We start from the raw sequence: 20,139 nt of genomic DNA, 5'->3' as shown, positions 1-20,139 counted from the left end.
CCACGCTACGAGCGTTTGGCCGATGCTGCCATCGAGAGCGGAAGAGCGCTGCCGCCGAGTTCGCACCTATGCTCCTTGAACAAGACAAATCGCCCACATGAGTGCGATCTCGCTACACCGAGGCACCCGCGGCCCGGAGCGATGCCCTCACCCGGTGTCACTATCTCGTGGGGTCGCAGCCGCATCTGCTCGGAATTGATGCGGACGATACGCCACTCGGCTCGGTCGAGATCCTCGAACCGCTCGATGTCTCGGGTCCGCTGACGCTCTTCGAGCCAGTGGTGAACGCCTTCGTATTCCACCCCCACCTGCCAACGGCGCCACCCCAAGTCGATGCGTGCCACGAACCTGCCCGAACTGTCACGAATTTCGATTTGTGTCTCGGGCTTCGGCAACCCCGCCTCGACCAGCAAGAGCCGAGTGCGTGTCTTTTGTGGCGATTCCGCACCGCAATCGACGACATCGAGCGCATCGAACAAGCGGCGGATTCCTCGGGTGCCCGGCCGCTGCAACGCGTACTCACGCATGGCCTCCCCGTAGACCCCGGTTGCAGCCAACAGTGAGTCGAGGAAGATCACGGATAGCGGCGGCGGGATCCAGCGGCCGATATCGAATCCAGTGCGCACAGGAGTGGACACCGAGAACCCGTGGATGATCGTCACATCGCGGTATCGAACGCGTCGTGGTGGATTCGCAGCCCGGGCAACTGGTGTGATCTCCCCTTCGCCAGCACGCTCGGCGGAGTGCTCGAGTCGATCCACTTCGCGCCATGGACCGCCGCCGATCCGCGAAACGGCCCGCCGTGAGGCCCCATGGGTCAACCTTGGCAGGGCCGACACCTCCGAAAACGGCCCTCGATGCGATCTGTGGACAACTATTTTGCTCATCCACAGATCGCCGAGTTCGCAGTTATGCGGCCAAGAATGAGGTAAAGGCCTGCATAAGTGCGAGCTCGGGGGTCGATCAGTGAGCGAAGTGCCGCGAACCAGTCAGGTACAGCGTCACGCCCGCGTCCTGTGCCGCAGCGATCACTTCGTTGTCGCGAACCGAACCACCAGGCTGCACAACGGCTTTGACGCCAGCGCTCATCAGCACCTGCAGGCCGTCGGGGAACGGGAAGAAGGCATCGGAGGAAGCCACCGAACCGGCGACGCGGTCCCCGGCTCGCTGTACAGCGAGGTGGGCGGCGTCGACGCGGTTGACCTGGCCCATTCCGACGCCGACCGACGCACCGTCGTGGGCGAGCAGGATCGCGTTGGACTTGACGGCTCTGCCTGCACGCCAGGCGAATTCGAGATCCTTCAGGGTCTGCTCGTCGGCAGGCTCACCGGCGGCGAGAGTCCAGTTGGCTGGATTGTCGCCGTCTGCGTCGAGAACGTCGCGCTGCTGCAGCAGTGCGCCGCCGGAGATCGGCTTGAGTTCGACGCCGGATGTGGACGGTGCGTCCGCCAGCAGCACGCGAATGTTCTTCTTGCGCTGCAGCACTCCGAGTGCACCGTCGGCATAGGACGGAGCGATGATGACCTCGGTGAAGATCTCCGCCACCTGCTCGGCCATCTCGACGGTGACCTCGCGGTTGGCTGCGATGACGCCGCCGTAGGCACTCACCGGATCGCAGGCATGCGCCTTGCGGTGCGCCTCGGCGATGTCCTTGCCGACGGCGATGCCACACGGATTCGCGTGCTTGATGATCGCGACGGTGGGCTCGGCATGATCGAAGGCCGCCCGCCAGGCCGCGTCGGAATCGGTGAAGTTGTTGTACGACATCTCTTTACCGTGCAACTGCTCGGCCTGAGCGATGCCCGTACCCGCAGGATCGACATACAGCGCCGCAGCCTGGTGCGGGTTCTCGCCGTAGCGGAGCACGGCCGCGCGGTCCCAGGTTCCACCGATCCATTCGGGGAACGAGGACTCGGACTCGACCAGCACGCTGCTCATCCACGACGCCACCGCGACGTCGTAGGCGGCGGTGTGCTGAAATGCCTGCGCTGCAAGCGAAGTGCGCTCGGCGAGGGTGAACCCACCACCCGCGACGGCAGTCAGAACGTCCTCGTAACGGTTGGGGTCGACAACCACGGCAACCGACGGGTGGTTCTTGGCCGCGGCACGCACCATCGACGGTCCGCCGATGTCGATCTGCTCGACGCATTCGTCGGGCGTCGCACCACTGCGAACGGTCTCGGTGAACGGATACAGGTTCACCACGACGAGCTCGAATGCCTCGATGCCCAGCTCCTCCAGCTGCGAAAGGTGTTCGGGCTTACGGGTATCGGCGAGCACGCCGGCATGGACTCTGGGGTGCAGCGTCTTGACGCGTCCCTCGAGGGTCTCGGGAAATCCGGTGAGGTCCTCGACCTTGGTGACCGGGATTCCGGCGTCGGCGATCTTGCTCGCCGTCGATCCGGTGGACACGAGAGCGACGCCCGCACCGTGCAAGCCGGTCGCCAGTTCGATCAGTCCGGTCTTGTCGTAGACGCTGACCAGTGCGCGACGCACCGCTTTACGTTCACTCATCGGATTATCTGAGCCTTTCGTCCATCGGAGGTGACACCTGTGGTGGCCACGGCTGCGATCACGTCGACCAGCAACCGTCGCTCGACAGTCTTGATGCGTTCGTGCAACGCGGCCTCGTCGTCGCCGTCGAGAACCGGAACGGCTTCCTGCGCCAGGATCGGCCCGGTGTCGACGCCGGAATCGACCAGATGAACCGTCGAACCGGTCAGTTTGACGCCGTGATCGAGTGCATCCCGAACGGCATGCGCACCCGGAAACGACGGCAGGAGCGCGGGGTGAGTGTTGACGATGCGTCCGGCGAAAGCACCGAGAAACGCGGCACCGAGAATTTTCATGAAACCGGCGGTGACGATCAGATCGGGCTCGTGACCCAGGACGGCCTCGGTGAGCGCGATGTCCCACTGGGCCCGATCGGCACAGTCCTTCAGCCCGATTCGGAAGTTCGGGATGCCGGCCTCGTCCGCACGGCGGGCAGCGTCGCAATCGCGGTCGACTCCGACGGCGACGATGCACGCGGGATAGCTCTCGGACGATGTCGCCGCGATGATCGACTGCAGGAGCGAGCCGGTCCCCGATGCGAGGACGACGACCCGCGCGGGTGTCTCACGCAAGGCAGTCAGCGCACTACTCCTGAGGTGTCGAGGGGGAACGTTCGAGCCAGCAGAAAGCCTAGTCGCTGCGCCCCACACACTGCCTACCGGGCAGGTCCGTCCTCGGCGCTGCTCGACGCTTCGTCCTGCTCCCCGGGCGGCGCGACGATTTCGGCATCCAAAGGTTCGTCGCTATCTGCATCGACGGCCGTCTCGGCGGCCGGCTTCTCGACCGGCTCGGCCGTGGGTTCGTCCACGACCTCCGCCTCGACTACGTCCTCGACGTCCGGATCGTCTGTCGACTCGGCGGCGGGGGTTGCTTCGATCGCCACGTCAGCGGCGGGGACCACTGCCGGAGCATGCTCGTCGTGTTCCGGCTCGGGTTCTGCTCGACGCCACACGACGATGGCGGCGGACACAGAACCGACGACGGCCAGCCACGCGAACGTCAGCAGTCCGAAGCTCCACACGGTCACCTCGACGGTGCCGAAGGTGCCGAGGTTGCCGCCCGCGGCGTAGCCGAACAGTGCTGCGAGCACGCCGGTGGCAGCTGCCACCACCCACACCGAGGACACCGCGACCTGGATGTCGGCGCTGCGGATGGCGCAGTCGCGCCCGAGCAGCAGCCCCGCACCGATCGGTACGACGAGCATGACGACCCAGATCGTCTGCGCAGGCCCTTCGGGGAGGACGGCCAGGATCGGCAACGGCGGGAGTGGTCCGCCCGTCGTCGAGAAGAGGCTCACCGACGCGTCGCCGAAACCAGCCGTGCAACCGGTCGCCACGGCGAGCGCGCCGATCAGGACGTTGGGGAGGTACAGCACCGAGAGAGCGGTCAGACCGAGCATGCCGACGACATCACGTCCGCTCTCGACCAATGACCCTGCCGTCGCCCAGGAGGCGAGCAGCGCGAGTAGCACCACAGCCGCACCACCGGCGACGAGAACGGACAGTGCACGCACGAACGGCGCGACAAGGGCGCGAACCCACTCCGGCAGATTTCGGTGGAGCACCAGCGAATCCCAGCGCGCGAGGATCAAGCCCGTTCCGGATGCAGCCGCGTGCACGCCTGCGACCCAGGAAAAGGCGACGAGTGCGTTGGGGCTCGAGAGTCCGATGACGGAGGACGCATCCTTGGCGACGGCCAGAGCGATGGCCGTGACCGCCAGCGGACCGGCCAACGAGGCGACGAACACCCACCGAACCATTTTGAGTTCGGTGTCCGCATCCACCGCGCGGTGGACCGTGCGGGCCACCGCCCAGCCGATGATCACGGTCGGCAGCAGAGGTGCCACACCGAGGGTAGTTCCGCCGATGCTCAGGGGAACCAGGTGTACGGCGAACCACGAACCGGCGATTGCTCCGAGGGTGCCCGTCAGATCGCTGTTGACCGAGACGAGGGTGAGCAGGACGACGGTGGTGGCGATCACCACCACCAGACCGGAGGTCTTGAACGCCACGGCGGCCAGCATGCGCGACTGATCGGGGGACGGCCCGGTGCCGACGCGGGCGGTCCTCGCGGCCGCGCGTCGAGTGTCTCGGTTCAATAGATCGCTCATTGCAACGAGAGTCGCATCAACTTCGCGGCACGCCGGTCAGGCGCGCCGCGAAGCCGATTGTGATGCCTGAATCAGTCGCGCTTCTTGTCGTCTTCAACGGGAGGAGTGGCACCGAACGACTGCGTGGGCGCGCCGTACGGCGTCGACTGGTCGCCCGAAGCGGGGTCCTCCGGCTGCTGCCCGTAACCCGACGGCTGACCGTACTGGTACTGATTCGGTGGATACGCCTGCCCGGAGGCCGGGGTGCTCGGACCGGTGTACGGGGGCGGCGAGTAACCGCCCTGCGGCGAGGTGTTGGGCGCAGATTGCCCACCGTAAGGCGGCTGCCCGCCCGGGCTGTAGGAATGCTGACCCGACGCCTGTCCACTCGGAGCCTGACCGAAGTTCGACGGAGCGCCCTGTCCGTACGACGGCGGATTGCCGTAGTTCTGGGGCTGCGACGGGCCACCGAACGATGTGGTCGGTGCGTTGTACGGGTTCTGCTGGCCGTAGCCGGGCTGCTGGTTCTGACTGCCGAAGCTCGTGGGCCGGGGAGCAGGTGCCTTGACGATGCCCGCGTCGAACAACAACGCGACCACGGCTGCCGCGGCCTGGACGAAGCCCAGGACGAGCACCAGGATCGCACCGATTCCGAGCGAGCTGGTGGTGCTGGCGAACTCGTTGCCCTCGGCGCTCGGCAGACTGAACGACTGGAAGACGAGCACCAGGAAACCGGTGATGGACAGGGCGGCCACCACGGCCTGGTTCTTCGCGTCTTTCTGCACGAGCGAAGCGCCGGCGATGAGGCCCGCGGCGAGCAGCAGTGCTACGGAGACGGCGCTGCCGCCGGATGCGAAGAACGTGGTGCTGAACGACGTCTGGATGCTGCTCGGCAGTTCCTGTGCCGAGCTGACTTCGGCGGTGACGAGGTCGAGCAACCCGAGCAGAAAATTGACGATGCCGAGGCCCAGAACCACCAACGTGAGAATCCTCGGCAGATTCGCCGGCCCCGAGCCGGGTGACTTACGTTCGGGTGCAGCGGATCCGGGCGCTGACGTCCCAGGAGCTCCGGGCGCCGACGTCCCGGGCACCGGTGGACCGAAGGGATTGGACACCGACGGCTGGTGGAACGGCGGTCCCTGAGCCGGCTGCCCGTGTCCCTGCGCGGGCGGCTGGGGCTGATTCGGTGAGGATGGCTGATTCGGTGAGGACGAGGGACCGTACGACGGTCCACCTCCGCCGTATCCACCAGAGTTGGCGCCCCCTGTTTCAGGGCCGCCGGGCGAGTAGGTCATCGCGTCTCCTCATCCTGATAGTTACGTACCCCAGGTCGGTCGGGTCCTCTCATCCCACGCTACTGCACGGACCCGACCGATCTCGGTACTCCAGGTCAACGGGCCGCGACCAGCTCCTGGTCGTTCGCTTCGGCTGCCTCTAGCTCCCGGACCAGCGGCAGCACCCTGGCACCGAAGTACTCGATCTCCTCCTGGAAGTGCAGGAAGCCACCGAGAATCAGGTCGACGCCGCGGCGACGGTAGGCGACGATGCGCTCGGCCACCTGCTCCGGGGTGCCGATCAGCTGCGTCTTGAAGCCGTCGTTGTACTGAACGAGGTCCTCGAACGTCGAGTCGGCCCACATTCCCTTCTTGTCGCCCGTCGAACTGCCTGCTTGTTGCACCGCTCCTTTGAAACCCTCGACGGCGGGTTTGTTCGCCTTCTCGATGATCTCCCGCAGAGTGTCTCGGGCTTCTTTCTCACTGTCTCGGGCGATGATGAAGCCGTTGAGTCCGAACTTCACCTCGCGTCGGTGATCACGCGCGACGCGACGGAGGTTGTCGAGCTGCTCGGTGACGCCGTCGAAATCCTTGCCGTTGCTGAAGTACCAGTCCGAGTACCGTCCGGCATTCTCCTGTGCTGCAGAAGAATTGCCGCCCTGGAACAATTCCGGGTTGGGTCGGTCGGGAGTGTTGAGCGGCTTCGGCTTGAGGGTGAAGTCATGGATCCGATAGAAGTCGCCCCGGAAATCGACGTCGTCCTCGGTCCAGATCTTGCGGAGCACCTGAAGGAATTCTGCACTGCGACGGTATCTTTCGTCGTGCTCGAGCCACGGCTCACCGAGATGGGTGAATTCGTCCTTGAACCAGCCACTGACGACGTTCACCGCGAAGCGGCCGTTGGACAGGTGATCCGCGGTCGCGCCGAGTTTCGCCAGTACCGCCGGCTGCCACAGTCCGGGGTGCACGGCCGCAATGACTTTCAGCCGTTCCGTCGCCAGCAGGAGCGCGAGCGAAAAGCTGGTGGATTCGTGCTGAAACTCCGCCCCGTAACTCGCTTCGTACCGAACTTGACTGAGCGCGTACTCGAAGCCGTTGTTCTCGGCCGTCTGCGCCAATTTCTTGTTGTACTCGTAATCCCAGCTGGTCCGCTGCTCGATGGTGCTGGTGACCAGACCACCCGAGACGTTGGGTACCCAATACGCGAACTTGATTGCGTCGGCGATCTTTTCGGTGCTCATCTTTTTCCTCCTACCAGTGCGCTCTACGAATACCAGGTCGGCTCGGGCAGCTCGCCCGTGAGAACCCAACGCCCGACCTCGCGCCGCTTGTACGCGACCGGATCGTGCAGGGTGTGCGTACGCACGTTGCGCCAGAATCGGTCGAAGCCGTACTTGCTGGCCGTAGCACGGGCACCGAGCGCCTCGAACACCGTCGACGTGATCTCCAGCGAGACCTCGGTGGCGCGAGCCTTGACCGCGGCAACCCGAACCTCGTGATCACCGCGCTCCTCGGCGGTGACGTTCCAGGCGTTGTCGTGAATCTTTTGACCTTCCAACGCCACGGCATCGGCGAGGGCCTCGACGGCCCACAGCTTCGCGGTCAGGTCGCCGTAGATGTCGATGATGTACGGCTCGTCGACCGCCTTGTCCACGGTGCTGTGCAGCCACGCACGCGTCTTGTCCTTGGTGTACGACGCAGCCTCCTCGAGAGCACCCCTCGCGATACCGAGGTAGAAGTTGACGAACACCAGTTGAATTGTCGGGACGTTGAGGGTGTTGTAGACCCGCGGCTGAAAGGCCTTGTCCACGAAGCCTGCTGCGCTGGCCCAATCGACACGAACCTTGTCGATGGTGACGCTGCCGCTCTCTGTCTGACGCTGGCCGATGTTGTCCCAGTCGTCGTGGAAGGTCAAGCCCTCGATGTTCGACGGAACGATCGCGAACACGTGATCGGTGCTGCCCGCGAGCGCACCCTCGAGCACGGTGACGTCCGAGACGCGGCTGCCGGTGGAGAATGTCTTGGAACCGTCGAACACGATGGTGTCACCCTCGTCGGTGACCGCAACGTCGTTGTCGCGGGGGTTGACTGCTCCGCCGAAGAACCACTTGTTCTTCGTGGCGTCGGCCTCGACGGCCTCGATCTGCTCGGGAGTACCGACCAGGCGCGCGGCCCAGAACCAGAGGAGGTGATAGCCGAGAAGCTGTCCGATGGAACCGTCGGCTGCTGCGACGGTGCGGATGACCTGATAGGCCGTCGGCCAGTCCTGGCCTGCGCCGCCATGTTCGACTGGGCCGAGCAGCGTGACGAGTCCGGCATCCTTGAGCAACTGAACCTCGGCGGTGGGAGCCTCACGTCCCTTGTCGCGAGCGACGGCGTCGACCGCGAGAAGTTGTGCCACCTCACCTGCGCGGGCGATCCAACCGGCGGCGGTGGTGGGGGCGTCGGGCCAGTCCTTGGCGAGAGCACGGTTTTCTGTGGTTGTCATGAACCACAGTGAAGTACTGCTCCGAGCCGATGAACACACTTCGACTCAGCGTGATTCTGAGAAGAGTTGCCCGTTTTCTCAGCCTACTGGCCATCTCAGGATGGATATCGCAGGCTTCCGAGCCGACAAAGCTGGAATCGAGACACTCGAACAAGACCGTCGTTCGGCCCGTTATTCGGTGCCGAAAAATTCCTTGTGACAGTTAGTTCAAATTTGTAACGCGTCACGACCAGCGGCGATTAATGTTGTGCAAACCACAAACCGGCGGGTCCGAACGCTCGCCCTCCCCAAGGACGTCCCCCATGCGCAAGACAATCTTCACCACCGCCGTCGTCGCCGGTGCTCTCGCTGCTGCCGTGATCTCGCCCGCCGTCTCCAACGCCGTCCCCACCAACGTGACCTTCACCGTCGCGGGCGGTGCACTCACCATCACAGCACCGACATCCCAGGCGCTGACCGTCACCGGCAACACCGCGAGCGGAGGCATCACCCCTGTCGTGGTGTCCGACCAGCGACTCGGAATCAATGGCTGGACTGCGTCGGCGATCAGCACCGCGTTCGACAAGCCCGCGCCGGACCCCGCGTCCATCCCTGCGACCGCAGTCACCTACTCGGCACCGCTCCTGCCTGCGCGCACGGGCGTCTCGACGGTGGCCGGAGTACTGGTTCCTCAGACCATCGACTCCACCAAGCCTGTCGTGGTCGCGACAGCGGTCATCGGAGCGAACACCGCCACCTGGACCGGCACCGTCTCCGTCGCACTGCCCAGCGACGTCGTGGCAGGTACGTACACGGGCGTTGTCACGCATTCGGTGGCCTGATCTGTACATGTCACTTCATCGGGGATTGGCGGCCGGAGTCCTGACCGTGCTGATGTTCGCTTCGGCGTTCGTCGCGCAGGCTCCGGCTGCCGCTCAACAACCAACCGAATCGGCACCGGTGGGCAGTGTGGGTATTCGCCTGCTCGAAGCGCCCGTATCGCTACAGGACGATCCGCGGGCGCTGGCCTACATCATCGACAACCTGCCGCCCGGCACCACCATCACCAGGCGCATCGAGGTCAGCAACAGTACCGATCAACAGCAGCCTGTCACCCTGTACCCCGCTGCTGCATCGATCGGAGCCGACGACTCCGGCTTCGAGGTAGGTGACGACCGCGCCGTCAACGAGCTCACGACGTGGATGTCGGTGACGCCGACAGACCTCACGCTGGCCCCGAACTCGGCGGCCGAGGCGGTCGTGACGATCGCGGTTCCACCCGACGCACCCGAGGGCGAGCAGTATGCCGTCGTATGGGCGCAAACTGCGGGTGCCCCAACCGGAACCGGAATTCAAAACGTCAGCCGCGTCGGTATTCGCACGTATCTGTCGGTCGGAGGCGGAAACGGACCGGCCGCCGATCTGGAGATCGGCGATGTCGCGGCGTCACGCAACGACTCGGGTGCGCCCGAGATCGTTGCCACCGTCTCCAACACCGGTGGGCGCGCCCTCGACCCGAGCGGAACCGTGGAGCTTTCGGGCGGTCCGGGCGGGATTTCGACTGCACCGGTCAAGGGTTCGGGCGGATCTATTGCGCCAGGGCAATCGGGAAGCGTTACCTTCACGCTCGACCCTGCGCTCCCGGCGGGCCCGTGGCAGGCAGCACTCACCATCACCAGCGGACTGGTGAGCAAGACGTCGAACGTCGACGTGACGTTCCCGGACGAGGGCTCGGTCACCGCGGAAGACACGTCGTCCGATTCCGGCATCCCTGTCTGGATTTGGGCGATCGCCGCCCTGATCGTCATCGCTGTAGTGGCAGCGGTCGCCGTGGCGATGCGGCGACGAAAGGTCAGCTGAGATGCGACGTCTCGCGTCAGCCGTCGGGTTGGTGGTGGTTCTCGCAGCCGCCGCCAACCCCATGGCGGCTGCACAACCGTTGCCGGATCCACCTGCAGCCGAACAGAATTGCGTCGTCGCACCTACGACGACCACAAGCCCCGTCCCGACCACCACCACGGCGGTTCCGACGCCGGCATGTACGACCACCGACACGACCGCCTCGATCCCTCCGGTACAGATCGCCACCACTGATGCTCCGGCACCGCCCGTAACAACCACGACCACGACCACGACCACGACCACGACCGATGCTGCGTCCAGCGCACCGACCGAAACATCGAGCGTCGTACCGACTTTCGAGATTCCCACGACAGTGTCGGCCGCGACGCCGACAACCACGACGTCGGTGAACCCTACGACGACCACCGCCCCCCGCCCGGCCGCGAGGGCCGCAGCACCCGTTGCCGCCGCAGACAATCTGCTCAATCTGCAGGTGCCGTCGGCGATGACCGGATCATCAACCGTCGCCCCAGGAACAACGTGGACCGGAACCATGAGCATGACGGTGTTGGGCGTCGGAGTGGCCGGGTGGAAATCCGACGTCAGTCTTTCCAGCTTCCGTGGCTCGTCCACAGGCCGAACCCTGACGCCGACGTCGGCGACCTACAGTGCGCCGGCCTCTTCATGCACGGGTGTCCTCGGAAGCTCCAGCGCGGTGAGTGTCGCCTTGACCGCTCAGCCCGCCCTCGCCAAAACCGGCGGCGCACTCTGTATCACGAGCTGGACATCGACAGTGTCGGTGGCCGTTCCGACAACAGGGGTCATCGCCGACACCTATACCGCAACGCTCACTCATTCGATCTACTGACGCATAATCTTGTCCATCTTCTTGCCCTTGGCGAGTTCGTCGATCAGCTTGTCCAACAATCGGATCTTCTTCATGAGAGGGTCCTCGACACTCTCGACGCGGATTCCGCAGACGACTCCGGTGATCAGCGTTGCGTTCGGATTGAGGTTCGCTGCCGCGAAGAACTCGTCGAACGTCGTTTCGGCCTGGAGATAACGGTCGAGGGCCGATTGGTCGAAACCGGTGAGCCATTGAATGATCTCGTCGACTTCGGCTTTGGTCCGGCCCTTGCGTTCGGCCTTGGTGACGTAGTGCGGATAGACCGAGCTGAACGCGGTGGTGAAGATCCTGTGCACGGAGGTCAATCTAGTCCCGTACGCGTGAATGTGACATTGCACCGCCCAGACGTATGCAGTGGTCCATCCACGCGAGCCGAGGCGCACACGAAAAAGCCCGCCACCGGACTCGGTGGCGGGCTTCTTACGATGTGAAACTTACTTCACAGACAGCGATTCCAGGATTTCGCGCGCGAGAGCAGCGGTCTCGGACGGCGTCTTGCCGACCTTGACGCCTGCGGCCTCGAGTGCGTCCTTCTTCGCCTGCGCCGTTCCCAGCGAGCCGGAGACGATGGCGCCTGCGTGGCCCATGGTCTTGCCCTCGGGAGCGGTGAAGCCTGCGACGTAGCCGACGACCGGCTTGGTCACGTTGGCCTTGATGTAATCGGCTGCACGCTCTTCGGCGTCGCCGCCGATCTCACCGATCATGACGATGATCTTGGTGTCGGGGTCCGCCTCGAACGCCTCGATGGCGTCGATGTGGGTGGTTCCGATGACCGGGTCGCCGCCGATGCCGATGGCCGTCGAGAATCCGAAGTCGCGGAGCTCGAACATCATCTGGTAGGTCAGGGTGCCACTCTTGGAGACCAGGCCGATGGGGCCGGTTCCCGAGATGTTGGCGGGCGTGATGCCGACCAATGCCTCACCGGGAGTGATGATTCCGGGGCAGTTCGGCCCGATGATGCGGGTCTTCTTGCCCTTCTCCACGTTGTAGGCCCACGCGTATGCGGAGTCCTGCACGGGGATGCCCTCGGTGATGACGACGAGCAGCGGGATCTCCGCGTCGATCGCTTCGACGATGGCGTCCTTGGAGAATGCCGGCGGCACGAACGCGATGGACACGTCGGCTCCGGTCTTCTCCATGGCCTCGGAAACCGAAGCGAACACCGGCAATTCGATGTCGTTGCCCTGTGCGTCGACGTGCTTGACCGTGGTTCCGGCCTTGCGTGCGTTGACGCCACCGACGACCTGGGTGCCGGCCTTGAGCATCAGGGCGGTGTGCTTGGTGCCTTCGCCGCCGGTGATGCCCTGGACGATGACCTTGTTGTCCTTGTTCAGAAAGATAGACATTGTTTCCTCTACTTCGCTGCCAGCTCGGCGGCCTTGTCGGCGCCCTCGTCCATGGTTCCGGCGAGCGTCACCAGCGGGTGCGCGGCGTCGGCGAGAATCTTGCGGCCCTCTTCGACCTTGTTGCCGTCGAGACGGACGACCAGCGGCTTGTTGGCGTCGTCGCCCAGCTTCTTCAGCGCGCCGACGATGCCGTTGGCGACTGCGTCACACGCGGTGATGCCACCGAAGACGTTGACGAACACGCTCTTTACCTGCTCGTCACCGAGGATGACGTCGAGGCCTGCGGCCATGACCTCGGCCGAGGCTCCGCCGCCGATGTCGAGGAAGTTGGCGGGCTTGACGCCGCCGTGTGCCTCGCCTGCGTAAGCGACGACGTCCAGGGTCGACATGACCAGTCCGGCACCGTTTCCGATGATGCCGACCTGTCCGTCGAGCTTGACGTAGTTGAGGTCGTTCTCCTTGGCCTTGGCCTCGAGGGGATCGGCTGCGTCCTTGTCCTCGAACTCGGCGTGGCCGGCCTGACGGAAGTCTGCGTTGGCGTCGAGCGTGACCTTGCCGTCGAGGGCGAGGATCTGATCGTCCGGGGTGCGAACCAGCGGGTTGACCTCGACCAGGAGAGCGTCTTCGTTGATGAAGACCTCCCACAGCTTCTGGATGGTCACCGCAGCGGCGTCGAGCACCTCGGCGGGAAGCTTGCCCTTTTCGGCGATTTCACGAGCGAAAGCAAGATCGACGCCCTTGACGGCGTCGACCGGGATACGTGCGAGTGCGTCGGGGTTCTCCTCCGCCGTCACCTCGATTTCGACGCCACCCTCGACCGAACACATGGCGAGGTAGGTGCGATTGGTGCGATCGAGCAGGAAGGAGATGTAGTACTCCTCGGCGATGTCGGACGCTTCTGCAACGAGAAGCTTCTTGACGACATGGCCCTTGATGTCGAGTCCGAGAATCGCTTCTGCGTTCTCGGTTGCTGCTGCGACGTCCTTGGAGTACTTGACGCCGCCGGCCTTGCCGCGGCCGCCGACCTTGACCTGTGCCTTGACCATTACTGGCTTGCCGATTTCTTCGGCAATCTGTGTTGCTCCGGCGACCGTGTCGGTGACACGACCGGCGGAGGTGGGTACGCCATGCTTGGCGAACAATTCCTTCGCCTGGTATTCGAAGAGATCCATCAGCTCACCGTCTCGTCTACGTTGACGCCCGCTCCAGGGGTGTGAGCGGGTCTGAGCATGGACTTTATCCAGGTGCCCCGACGGCGCATCGGGCGCATGCATGCTATGTGGCCTATCTCACCGCTTCCGGGTCGGTGAAACGGCCGTCACCGATCGGCACGACGGGCCGAAAGTGCCGCAGCGACACCGAGAACGACGATTCCCGCGACCAACGGCAGCACGCCAGGTCCCATTTCGGGATCGGTGGCGCGCGCGGACGTCAGTGGCCAGGACGCGAGATGCACGACGCCGGAGACCGCTGCGGCAGCGAGCAGAACGCTGCCTCGTGCGGCCCGAGCTCGCGCGGCGACGACGGCGGCAACGACGACTCCGACGGCGAGCAGCATCTGCCCCCAGGTGTCCCAGCCCCATGGAAACTCGGTGACGGTGGCGGCCGTGAGATCGCTACCCCGGTACAGCGGCAGAGCCAGGCCGACCGCGAGGAGCACGGCACCGAGCAATCCGGTGCCGAGCACCACGCCGTCGGTCGCTGCGTCCTGGGAGGTGTCGACGTCGTCGCGCTCGGCTGATCCGGCGAACAGTGCCAGCAGTCCGGCGGCTGCCGCTGCGACGACGCCCGCGATGATCGCCAGAGCGCCGACGCCGGTGCTCACCCCCTCCACGTCCTCCGCGAGCACCACCGATTGCAACACCGCGGCCGACGCCGAGACCGCGCCGAGCCAGAACATCGCCACGAATGGGCGAGCGGCCGAGGCGAACTCGGAGAACAGCAGCGGGACGGAGCCCAGGATCATCACGAACCCGGCGACCAACACCACCCGCGTGGCCAGGATCTGCGGCACGGCCGTTCCCGAGTCGGTCTCGAGAATCGGCAACAGCGATCCGACCACCGACAACACACCTGCGAGAACGCCCGCGCAGCCGGCCGCGGCATGCCACCTCGTCGCCCCGGGTGCGGCCACGCCGCGGGTGCCTCGTGCACCGGACTCCCGTTGCTGCGCCCTCTCCAGCGCCCGGCTGTCGCGGACCGCGGCAACGGGTGCGAGCACCGCACCGCAGATCACCAGTCCGAGACCCGCCACCGCGCCCAGATAGGCACCGAGCCCGGCATCGACCCGAGCGCCGGTGCTGAGCCCGGCGAGCAGACCGACGCCGGCGAATCCCAGCACCGAGAGCCCGGCTCCGACGGATGCACCCGACGCCACCTGCGGCGACAGTGAGGCCAGGGCCGACGCGGCCACCACGAGCGCCGCGATACCGACCACTCCGGACCCGACGGCGACGAACACGGGCGACTCCACCACGGCCGTCACGATCACCACCGGATCGTCCGAGCGATACAACGAGGCGAACGCGGCCACGGCCGCCAGCACACCGAATCCGCCGAGCAACGCCGCGAGCATCGGACCGACCCGCCCCGCCGCCGCGCGCCCCACATGTTCCGAATACACCGAATGGCCGTACCCGTCACCGAGCCCGGCGCGATGTACGGCCGACCACCCCGCAACACCCGCCAGAACCGACGCAGCGTGACCGGCAAGCAGAACGTGGGCACCGGCGGTGGCGTCGAGCATCGCGGCGCTCAGGGGACGGAAGAGCTCGAGCCGATTGGCGTCGATCGGATCCGACAGCAAGGTGATGTCCGCAACTGCGACTCCGAGTGCGACCGCGCCGTATCCCGCGAGGAGGCCCGCGGCGAATTCGATCCTCTTGGTGGCGGCACCCACCACCGCGACGACAGCAACCAGGACCGGAAGAGCGACGGCGAGAAGTGCGGCCGACACGGCACCGCTTCCCACGGGCGAACCGTCCACGCTGACCACGACGCCGATCAGCTGAGCCACCACCGCGGCAACCGCAGCGACGACAGCGAGCACGAGTGCAACCACGAGGCGTGAGGTGGGAGACGGATCGTCCGCCCTGCCCGGCTGCTCATCCGGTGGCTCGATGCGCTGCGGTTCCGCGCGCTCGGAGCCGCGGGCGGACGAGTTGTCGAAGGTCGGAGTCGGCATTCGGATCACGGTATCGGCTCGACGGGCTTGGACACCGTTACAGTCACGTCGTGCTGTCCTGGTGTCCGATTCCAAGTGTGGCCCGTCACGACATAAGCACTGGTCGCGCTGTGAGCCATCTCACATATCCCCGCAGTTTGGGCTGTTAACTTGCGCGCCTCGCAATCATTTCGTTACCGTCTGCCGAGTCTTTCAGTAACGGCCAGGTCACAGATAACGGAGGTTGTAGGTCTTGCAGCAACACCGTGCGTCCTTCACCTCCAGCCGGTTCTCTCGACCCGCCGCTGAAGACGCGACCACGGTCTACAGCTACGAGCCCGCCTCCGACAACAGCGCATACGACGCCTACTCGTACCCCGCGTACCAGTACGCCGAGGCCGAGTTCGTCGACACGCCTCAGTTCGAGACTCCGTACGTCGCAGCCGACGAGTCACCGACCGTCGTCACGACCTTCGCGACCACCGCAGACGCCACCCCCGTGGCCCGTCGCGGCGGCGCACACAGAATTCCACTTCCCCCCACCGCCCTCAAAGGTCGCGCGGCTGTTCTCGCCGTAGCCGCCGGTGCCGTCGTAGCCGCAGGCCAGGCCGTCATCAACGACGACTCGCCCGCCACGGTCGCCACCTCCGAGTACGCACTCGCCGCCGGTGAAGCTCCCGCTGCTGCTGCAGTCGCGGCCACCACAACCCCGCAGACCACCGCGCTCGACGAAGAGTCATCGAGCGCGATCCCCTCGCAGGCACCGCAGATTCTCAGCGTCGCTGCACCGGCCGATCTGAGCCAGTTCAACGACTTGCTCGCCAAGGGCCAGCGCTTCAGCGAGGAGCGCGCCGCACGTGAAGCCGCCGCCCGTCGGCCGCTGTTCGCCCTCCCCGCGCAGGGCACCTACACCTCCAACTTCGGCACTCGCTGGGGCGTTCTCCACGCCGGCGTCGACGTTGCCAACGCCATCGGAACTCCGATCTATGCCGTCGCCGACGGCAAGGTGATCGACTCCGGTCCGGCCGCAGGCTTCGGCATGTGGGTACGACTGCAGCACGCCGACGGCACGATCACCGTCTACGGCCACATCGACACCTCGACCGTCACTGTCGGTCAGAACGTCATGGCGGGCGACCAGATTGCCACCATGGGCAACCGCGGGTTCTCCACGGGCCCGCACCTGCACTTCGAGGTTCACCTTCCGGGCGAACTAAAGATCGACCCGCTCCCGTGGCTCGCCTCCCGAGGAATCTCCCTCGGACCGGAAATGGACTGAGTTCTTCTTCACTGCACCACAAGCCGGACCCCGCTTTCGCAGGGCCCGGCTTTCGCGTTAGTAGGGTCTTTACAGCTCGGTCTCTTACAGCTTGGTCATCGGGACGCCGCCGATGAGCATCATCTTGACGCGCCCGGCCGAACCGAAGTCGATCAACACCATCGCCTTGACCCCAGCACCGGTCGATTCCAGCACCGTGCCCAGGCCGTACTTGTCGTGACTGACTCGATCGCCCACAACGAGAACGAGATTCGAGTTGCGCCCCTTGGCGGCACCGAAGCTGGGCGACGAACTCTGGCCGCGTGACGAGGACCCGCCGTAACTGTTCGAGCCGTAACTGTTCGAACCGTAACTGTTCGAGCCGTAACCGCCGGACCTGCCACCACCGATTGCTCGGCCGCCGCCGGTGCCGGGGTCCTCACGTCTCCAATCGATCAGGTGTTGCGGAACCTCCTGCAGGAAGCGCGATTCCGGGTTCGCAATGGGCTGGCCCCACGCCGACCGCATGATCGCGCGCGTGAGATAGAGCCGCTGCCGTGCCCGAGTGATACCCACGTACGCCAGGCGTCGTTCCTCGGACAGTTCGTTCGGGTCACCCAGTGCCCGCATGTGTGGGAACTGGCCGTCTTCCCAACCCGTCACGAAGACGACCGGAAACTCCAGTCCCTTCGCGGTGTGCAGCGTCATCAGTGTCACGACACCGGTGCCCGAGTCGGGGATCTGATCGGTATCGGCCACCAGGGAGACCCGTTCGAGGAACGCTGCGAGAGAACCCGGTTCGGCCAGACCGTCGACGCCACCGTCGTCTTCGCCGTTCTCGTCGTCGCCGGTTTCCAGTGCTTCTTCGGCCACCGCGGCCTGGTTGCGCGCCTCGGACGTGAATTCCCTTGCCACGCTGACGAGTTCGTTCAGGTTGTCGAGGCGCGCACCGTCTTGTGGGTCACTGCTGGCTTCGAGCTCGGCGCGGTAGCCGGTGCGATCGAGAACGGCTTCGACGACATCGCCGATGTCTGCGATGTCGTTGCCGTCGCCGTCGGTCGCGGTGAGTACGGCGCGCAGTTCGTCCAGCAATTCCATGAACTGTGCGATCAACTTCTGCTGCCGCGAGTTGAGCAACGCCACCTTGCCCGCGGCCGCGTCGTGCAGGGCACGGGAGAAGCTGATGTCACGCTGCTCGGCATGCACGGCGACACAGGCCTCGGCGCGGTCGCCGATACCGCGGCGTGGGGTGTTGAGGATGCGTCGCATGCTGACGGTGTCGTCCTCGTTGGACAGCACCCTCAGATACGCGACGAGATCTCGGACTTCCTTGCGCTCGTAGAACCTCACGCCGCCGACGACCTTGTAGGGCAGACCCAGGCGAATGAATATCTCCTCGAGCGCACGCGAGGAGTTGTTGGTGCGATAGAACACTGCCACCTCGTCGAAGCGCACATCTCCGCCGTCGACGAGTCGGTCGATCTCCGAGGCGACGAACGACGCCTCGTCGTGCTCGTTGTCCGCGACGTAGCCGACGATCAACTCGCCCTCGCCGGTGTCGGTCCACAGCTTCTTCTCGCGTCGACCGATGTTGCGGGAGATCACGGCATTGGCGGCCGAGAGGATGTTCTGCGTCGACCGGTAGTTCTGCTCGAGCAGAATGGTGCGAGCGTCGGGATAGTCGCGCTCGAATTCCTCGATGTTCCGGATCGTGGCACCACGGAATGCATAGATGGACTGGTCCGCGTCGCCCACCACGCAGAGCTCACCCGGCGCGACGGTGCCCTCGAGTGCGCCGTCGGCGTCGGGGGTGCCGACCAGCTCTCGTACCAGCATGTACTGGGCGTGGTTGGTGTCCTGATACTCGTCCACCAGGACGTGCCGGAACCGGCGACGATAGTACTGAGCCACCTGCGGGAAGGCCTGCAGAATCCCCACCGTCTCACCGATGAGGTCGTCGAAGTCCATCGCGTTGGCCGCGCGCAACCGCTGCTGATAGATGCCGTAGACCTTCGCCACGAGCCGAGGAAGCTCGGCGGGGTCGCCATCGGCGTCCTCCGCCGCCTTGTCGGGGCCGATCAGCTCGTTCTTCAGGTTCGAGATCGCCGTCGACAGCAGCCGCGCCGAGAACTTCTTGGTGTCGATCTGCAGATCCTTGGAGATCATCGTCAGCAATCGGCGGGAGTCGTCGGCGTCGTAGATCGAGAAGTTCGAATTCAGCCCCGGCAACAGCGCTGCCTGTGCCCGCAGAATCCGTACACAGCTCGAGTGGAAGGTCGACACCCACATCGCATTGGCTCGCGGTCCCACCAGACCCGCGACGCGCTCACGCATCTCGGCGGCGGCCTTGTTGGTGAACGTGATGGCCAGAATCTGACCCGGCGACACCCCTCGCTCGGCGAGAAGATACGCGATGCGACGCGTCAGCACCGCTGTCTTGCCCGAACCGGCTCCGGCGACGATGAGCAGCGGCGATCCGGTGTGTACAACGGCCTCACGCTGCTGAGGATTGAGCCCCTCCAGCAACGCGTCGGACGCAGCGTTCTTACGGGACGCGAGGCCTTGGAGGAATGTGTTCATCGTCAGGTCAGGTTACCGGCGCGTACCGACAAACCCACATCGCGTGGTCTCGGCCTCGACGGATGACTTTTCAGGAGGGTCGGCCCATGGCACACTGGATCGGTGATCGAAAAAACCGTACGTCACCGCCTGCGTCGGGTCGGCCGCTCGTCCGCCACACGTGCAGAAGCCTGTCGATAGACGCAACGCCCCTGTTCCAGGCGGGGGCTCGAAGGCCCGAGCAGGAGTTCGAGCCGGGAACCGAGCCGCCGAGCGATGCAGTTCCGAATACGAAAGGCGTAACGGTGACGGACGACGCAGCGATCCAAGATGTGACCCGAGGAGAGACGATGGCCATGACGACGAAGATCGACTCAGAGATTGCAGTGCCTTCCAGCGAAGCCGAGATCAACGATTTGCGTCAGGAAATCGACCGCCTCGATGCCGAGATCCTGACGGCCATCAAGCGTCGCTCCGAGGTCTCGCAGATCATCGGACGCACCCGCATGGCCTCCGGCGGTCCGCGTCTGGTGCACAGCCGCGAGATGAAGGTTCTTGAGCGTTTCAGCAGCCTCGGTCAGGAAGGCCACACGCTGGCCATGCTCCTGCTCCGCCTCGGTCGCGGTCGCCTCGGACACTGATCCACCTCCGGTTGGGCGCGCGGTGCGCACGCCCAACCGT

18 protein-coding genes are annotated in these 20,139 nt (G+C 65.2%); 6 read left to right on the top strand and 12 right to left on the bottom strand.

The genetic code is table 11. The annotated features are described in order from the left end of the window. Positions 1-5: 5 nt before the first annotated feature. The gene (locus tag CH275_RS20145; RefSeq protein WP_256991129.1) at positions 6-662 is read right to left on the bottom strand and encodes a hypothetical protein; all 657 of its coding nucleotides are present in this window, start codon (positions 660-662) and stop codon (positions 6-8) included. Here CH275_RS20145 and CH275_RS30130 point away from each other — a divergent pair. Beyond that, positions 648-806, top strand: a complete 159-nt coding sequence (locus tag CH275_RS30130; RefSeq protein WP_256991128.1) for a hypothetical protein — start codon at positions 648-650, stop codon at positions 804-806. The genes CH275_RS20145 and CH275_RS30130 overlap by 15 nt on opposite strands. 157 nt (positions 807-963) lie before the next feature. Here the strand turns inward: CH275_RS30130 and purH are convergent, their stop codons facing one another. From purH to CH275_RS20115, 6 genes are all read right to left on the bottom strand, one after another. Next, positions 964-2,514 (bottom strand): bifunctional phosphoribosylaminoimidazolecarboxamide formyltransferase/IMP cyclohydrolase, encoded by a 1,551-nt coding sequence (gene purH / locus CH275_RS20140; RefSeq protein WP_094680029.1) that lies wholly within the window; start codon positions 2,512-2,514, stop codon positions 964-966. After that, positions 2,511-3,203: a phosphoribosylglycinamide formyltransferase gene (gene purN, locus CH275_RS20135; protein ID WP_094680028.1), complete on the bottom strand. Its 693-nt coding sequence runs from the start codon at positions 3,201-3,203 to the stop codon at positions 2,511-2,513. The genes purH and purN overlap by 4 nt, the downstream gene beginning before the upstream one ends. A gap of 5 nt (positions 3,204-3,208) precedes the next feature. Then, on the bottom strand, positions 3,209-4,663 hold the full coding sequence (locus CH275_RS20130) for a cell division protein PerM (protein WP_179276244.1): 1,455 nt from the start codon (positions 4,661-4,663) through the stop codon (positions 3,209-3,211). Between the two features lie 71 nt (positions 4,664-4,734). Continuing rightward, positions 4,735-5,937 (bottom strand): DUF5336 domain-containing protein, encoded by a 1,203-nt coding sequence (locus CH275_RS20125; RefSeq protein WP_143546835.1) that lies wholly within the window; start codon positions 5,935-5,937, stop codon positions 4,735-4,737. A gap of 95 nt (positions 5,938-6,032) precedes the next feature. Beyond that, complete coding sequence (gene sfnG, locus CH275_RS20120) at positions 6,033-7,157, bottom strand: dimethylsulfone monooxygenase SfnG (RefSeq protein ID WP_094680026.1); 1,125 nt, start codon at positions 7,155-7,157, stop codon at positions 6,033-6,035. A 23-nt stretch (positions 7,158-7,180) separates the two neighbouring features. Next, positions 7,181-8,404 (bottom strand): acyl-CoA dehydrogenase family protein, encoded by a 1,224-nt coding sequence (locus CH275_RS20115; RefSeq protein ID WP_179276243.1) that lies wholly within the window; start codon positions 8,402-8,404, stop codon positions 7,181-7,183. A gap of 302 nt (positions 8,405-8,706) precedes the next feature. Here CH275_RS20115 and CH275_RS20110 point away from each other — a divergent pair, with 302 nt between their 5' ends. From CH275_RS20110 to CH275_RS20100, 3 genes are read left to right on the top strand one after another with little or no spacing between them, the layout of a single operon-like run. Next, positions 8,707-9,225: a hypothetical protein gene (locus tag CH275_RS20110; RefSeq protein ID WP_094680025.1), complete on the top strand. Its 519-nt coding sequence runs from the start codon at positions 8,707-8,709 to the stop codon at positions 9,223-9,225. Between the two features lie 7 nt (positions 9,226-9,232). Continuing rightward, entirely contained in the window at positions 9,233-10,243 is a 1,011-nt protein-coding gene (locus tag CH275_RS20105; RefSeq protein WP_094680024.1) for a hypothetical protein, read from the top strand. 1 nt (position 10,244) lies between these two features. After that, complete coding sequence (locus CH275_RS20100; RefSeq protein ID WP_094680023.1) at positions 10,245-11,093, top strand: hypothetical protein; 849 nt, start codon at positions 10,245-10,247, stop codon at positions 11,091-11,093. Here CH275_RS20100 and CH275_RS20095 read toward each other — a convergent pair. The 4 genes from CH275_RS20095 to CH275_RS20080 form a co-directional block, all read right to left on the bottom strand. Further along, positions 11,087-11,428 (bottom strand): DUF2200 domain-containing protein, encoded by a 342-nt coding sequence (locus CH275_RS20095; RefSeq protein WP_094680298.1) that lies wholly within the window; start codon positions 11,426-11,428, stop codon positions 11,087-11,089. The genes CH275_RS20100 and CH275_RS20095 overlap by 7 nt on opposite strands. A gap of 138 nt (positions 11,429-11,566) precedes the next feature. Further along, positions 11,567-12,478, bottom strand: coding sequence for a succinate--CoA ligase subunit alpha (sucD, locus tag CH275_RS20090; RefSeq protein WP_027496015.1), 912 nt, complete (start codon positions 12,476-12,478; stop codon positions 11,567-11,569). Positions 12,479-12,486: 8 nt separating this feature from the next. After that, entirely contained in the window at positions 12,487-13,650 is a 1,164-nt protein-coding gene (gene sucC, locus CH275_RS20085; RefSeq protein WP_032377331.1) for an ADP-forming succinate--CoA ligase subunit beta, read from the bottom strand. A gap of 146 nt (positions 13,651-13,796) precedes the next feature. Continuing rightward, the gene (locus CH275_RS20080) at positions 13,797-15,662 is read right to left on the bottom strand and encodes a hypothetical protein (protein WP_094680022.1); all 1,866 of its coding nucleotides are present in this window, start codon (positions 15,660-15,662) and stop codon (positions 13,797-13,799) included. 232 nt (positions 15,663-15,894) lie between these two features. Between CH275_RS20080 and CH275_RS20075 the strand changes: the two genes are divergently transcribed. After that, positions 15,895-16,920: a M23 family metallopeptidase gene (locus CH275_RS20075; protein WP_094680021.1), complete on the top strand. Its 1,026-nt coding sequence runs from the start codon at positions 15,895-15,897 to the stop codon at positions 16,918-16,920. Between the two features lie 84 nt (positions 16,921-17,004). Here CH275_RS20075 and pcrA read toward each other — a convergent pair whose 3' ends face one another. Continuing rightward, entirely contained in the window at positions 17,005-19,479 is a 2,475-nt protein-coding gene (gene pcrA / locus CH275_RS20070; protein WP_094680020.1) for a DNA helicase PcrA, read from the bottom strand. A gap of 329 nt (positions 19,480-19,808) precedes the next feature. On the opposite strand from pcrA, the gene CH275_RS20065 reads away from it, so the two are divergent. Beyond that, complete coding sequence (locus CH275_RS20065; protein ID WP_032378292.1) at positions 19,809-20,099, top strand: chorismate mutase; 291 nt, start codon at positions 19,809-19,811, stop codon at positions 20,097-20,099. The last annotated feature ends 40 nt before the right edge of the window (positions 20,100-20,139 follow it).

This window comes from Rhodococcus sp. 06-235-1A, assembly GCF_002258785.1.
Taxonomy (GTDB): domain Bacteria; phylum Actinomycetota; class Actinomycetes; order Mycobacteriales; family Mycobacteriaceae; genus Rhodococcoides.
This window is presented reverse-complemented; position numbering and strand designations above follow the sequence as displayed.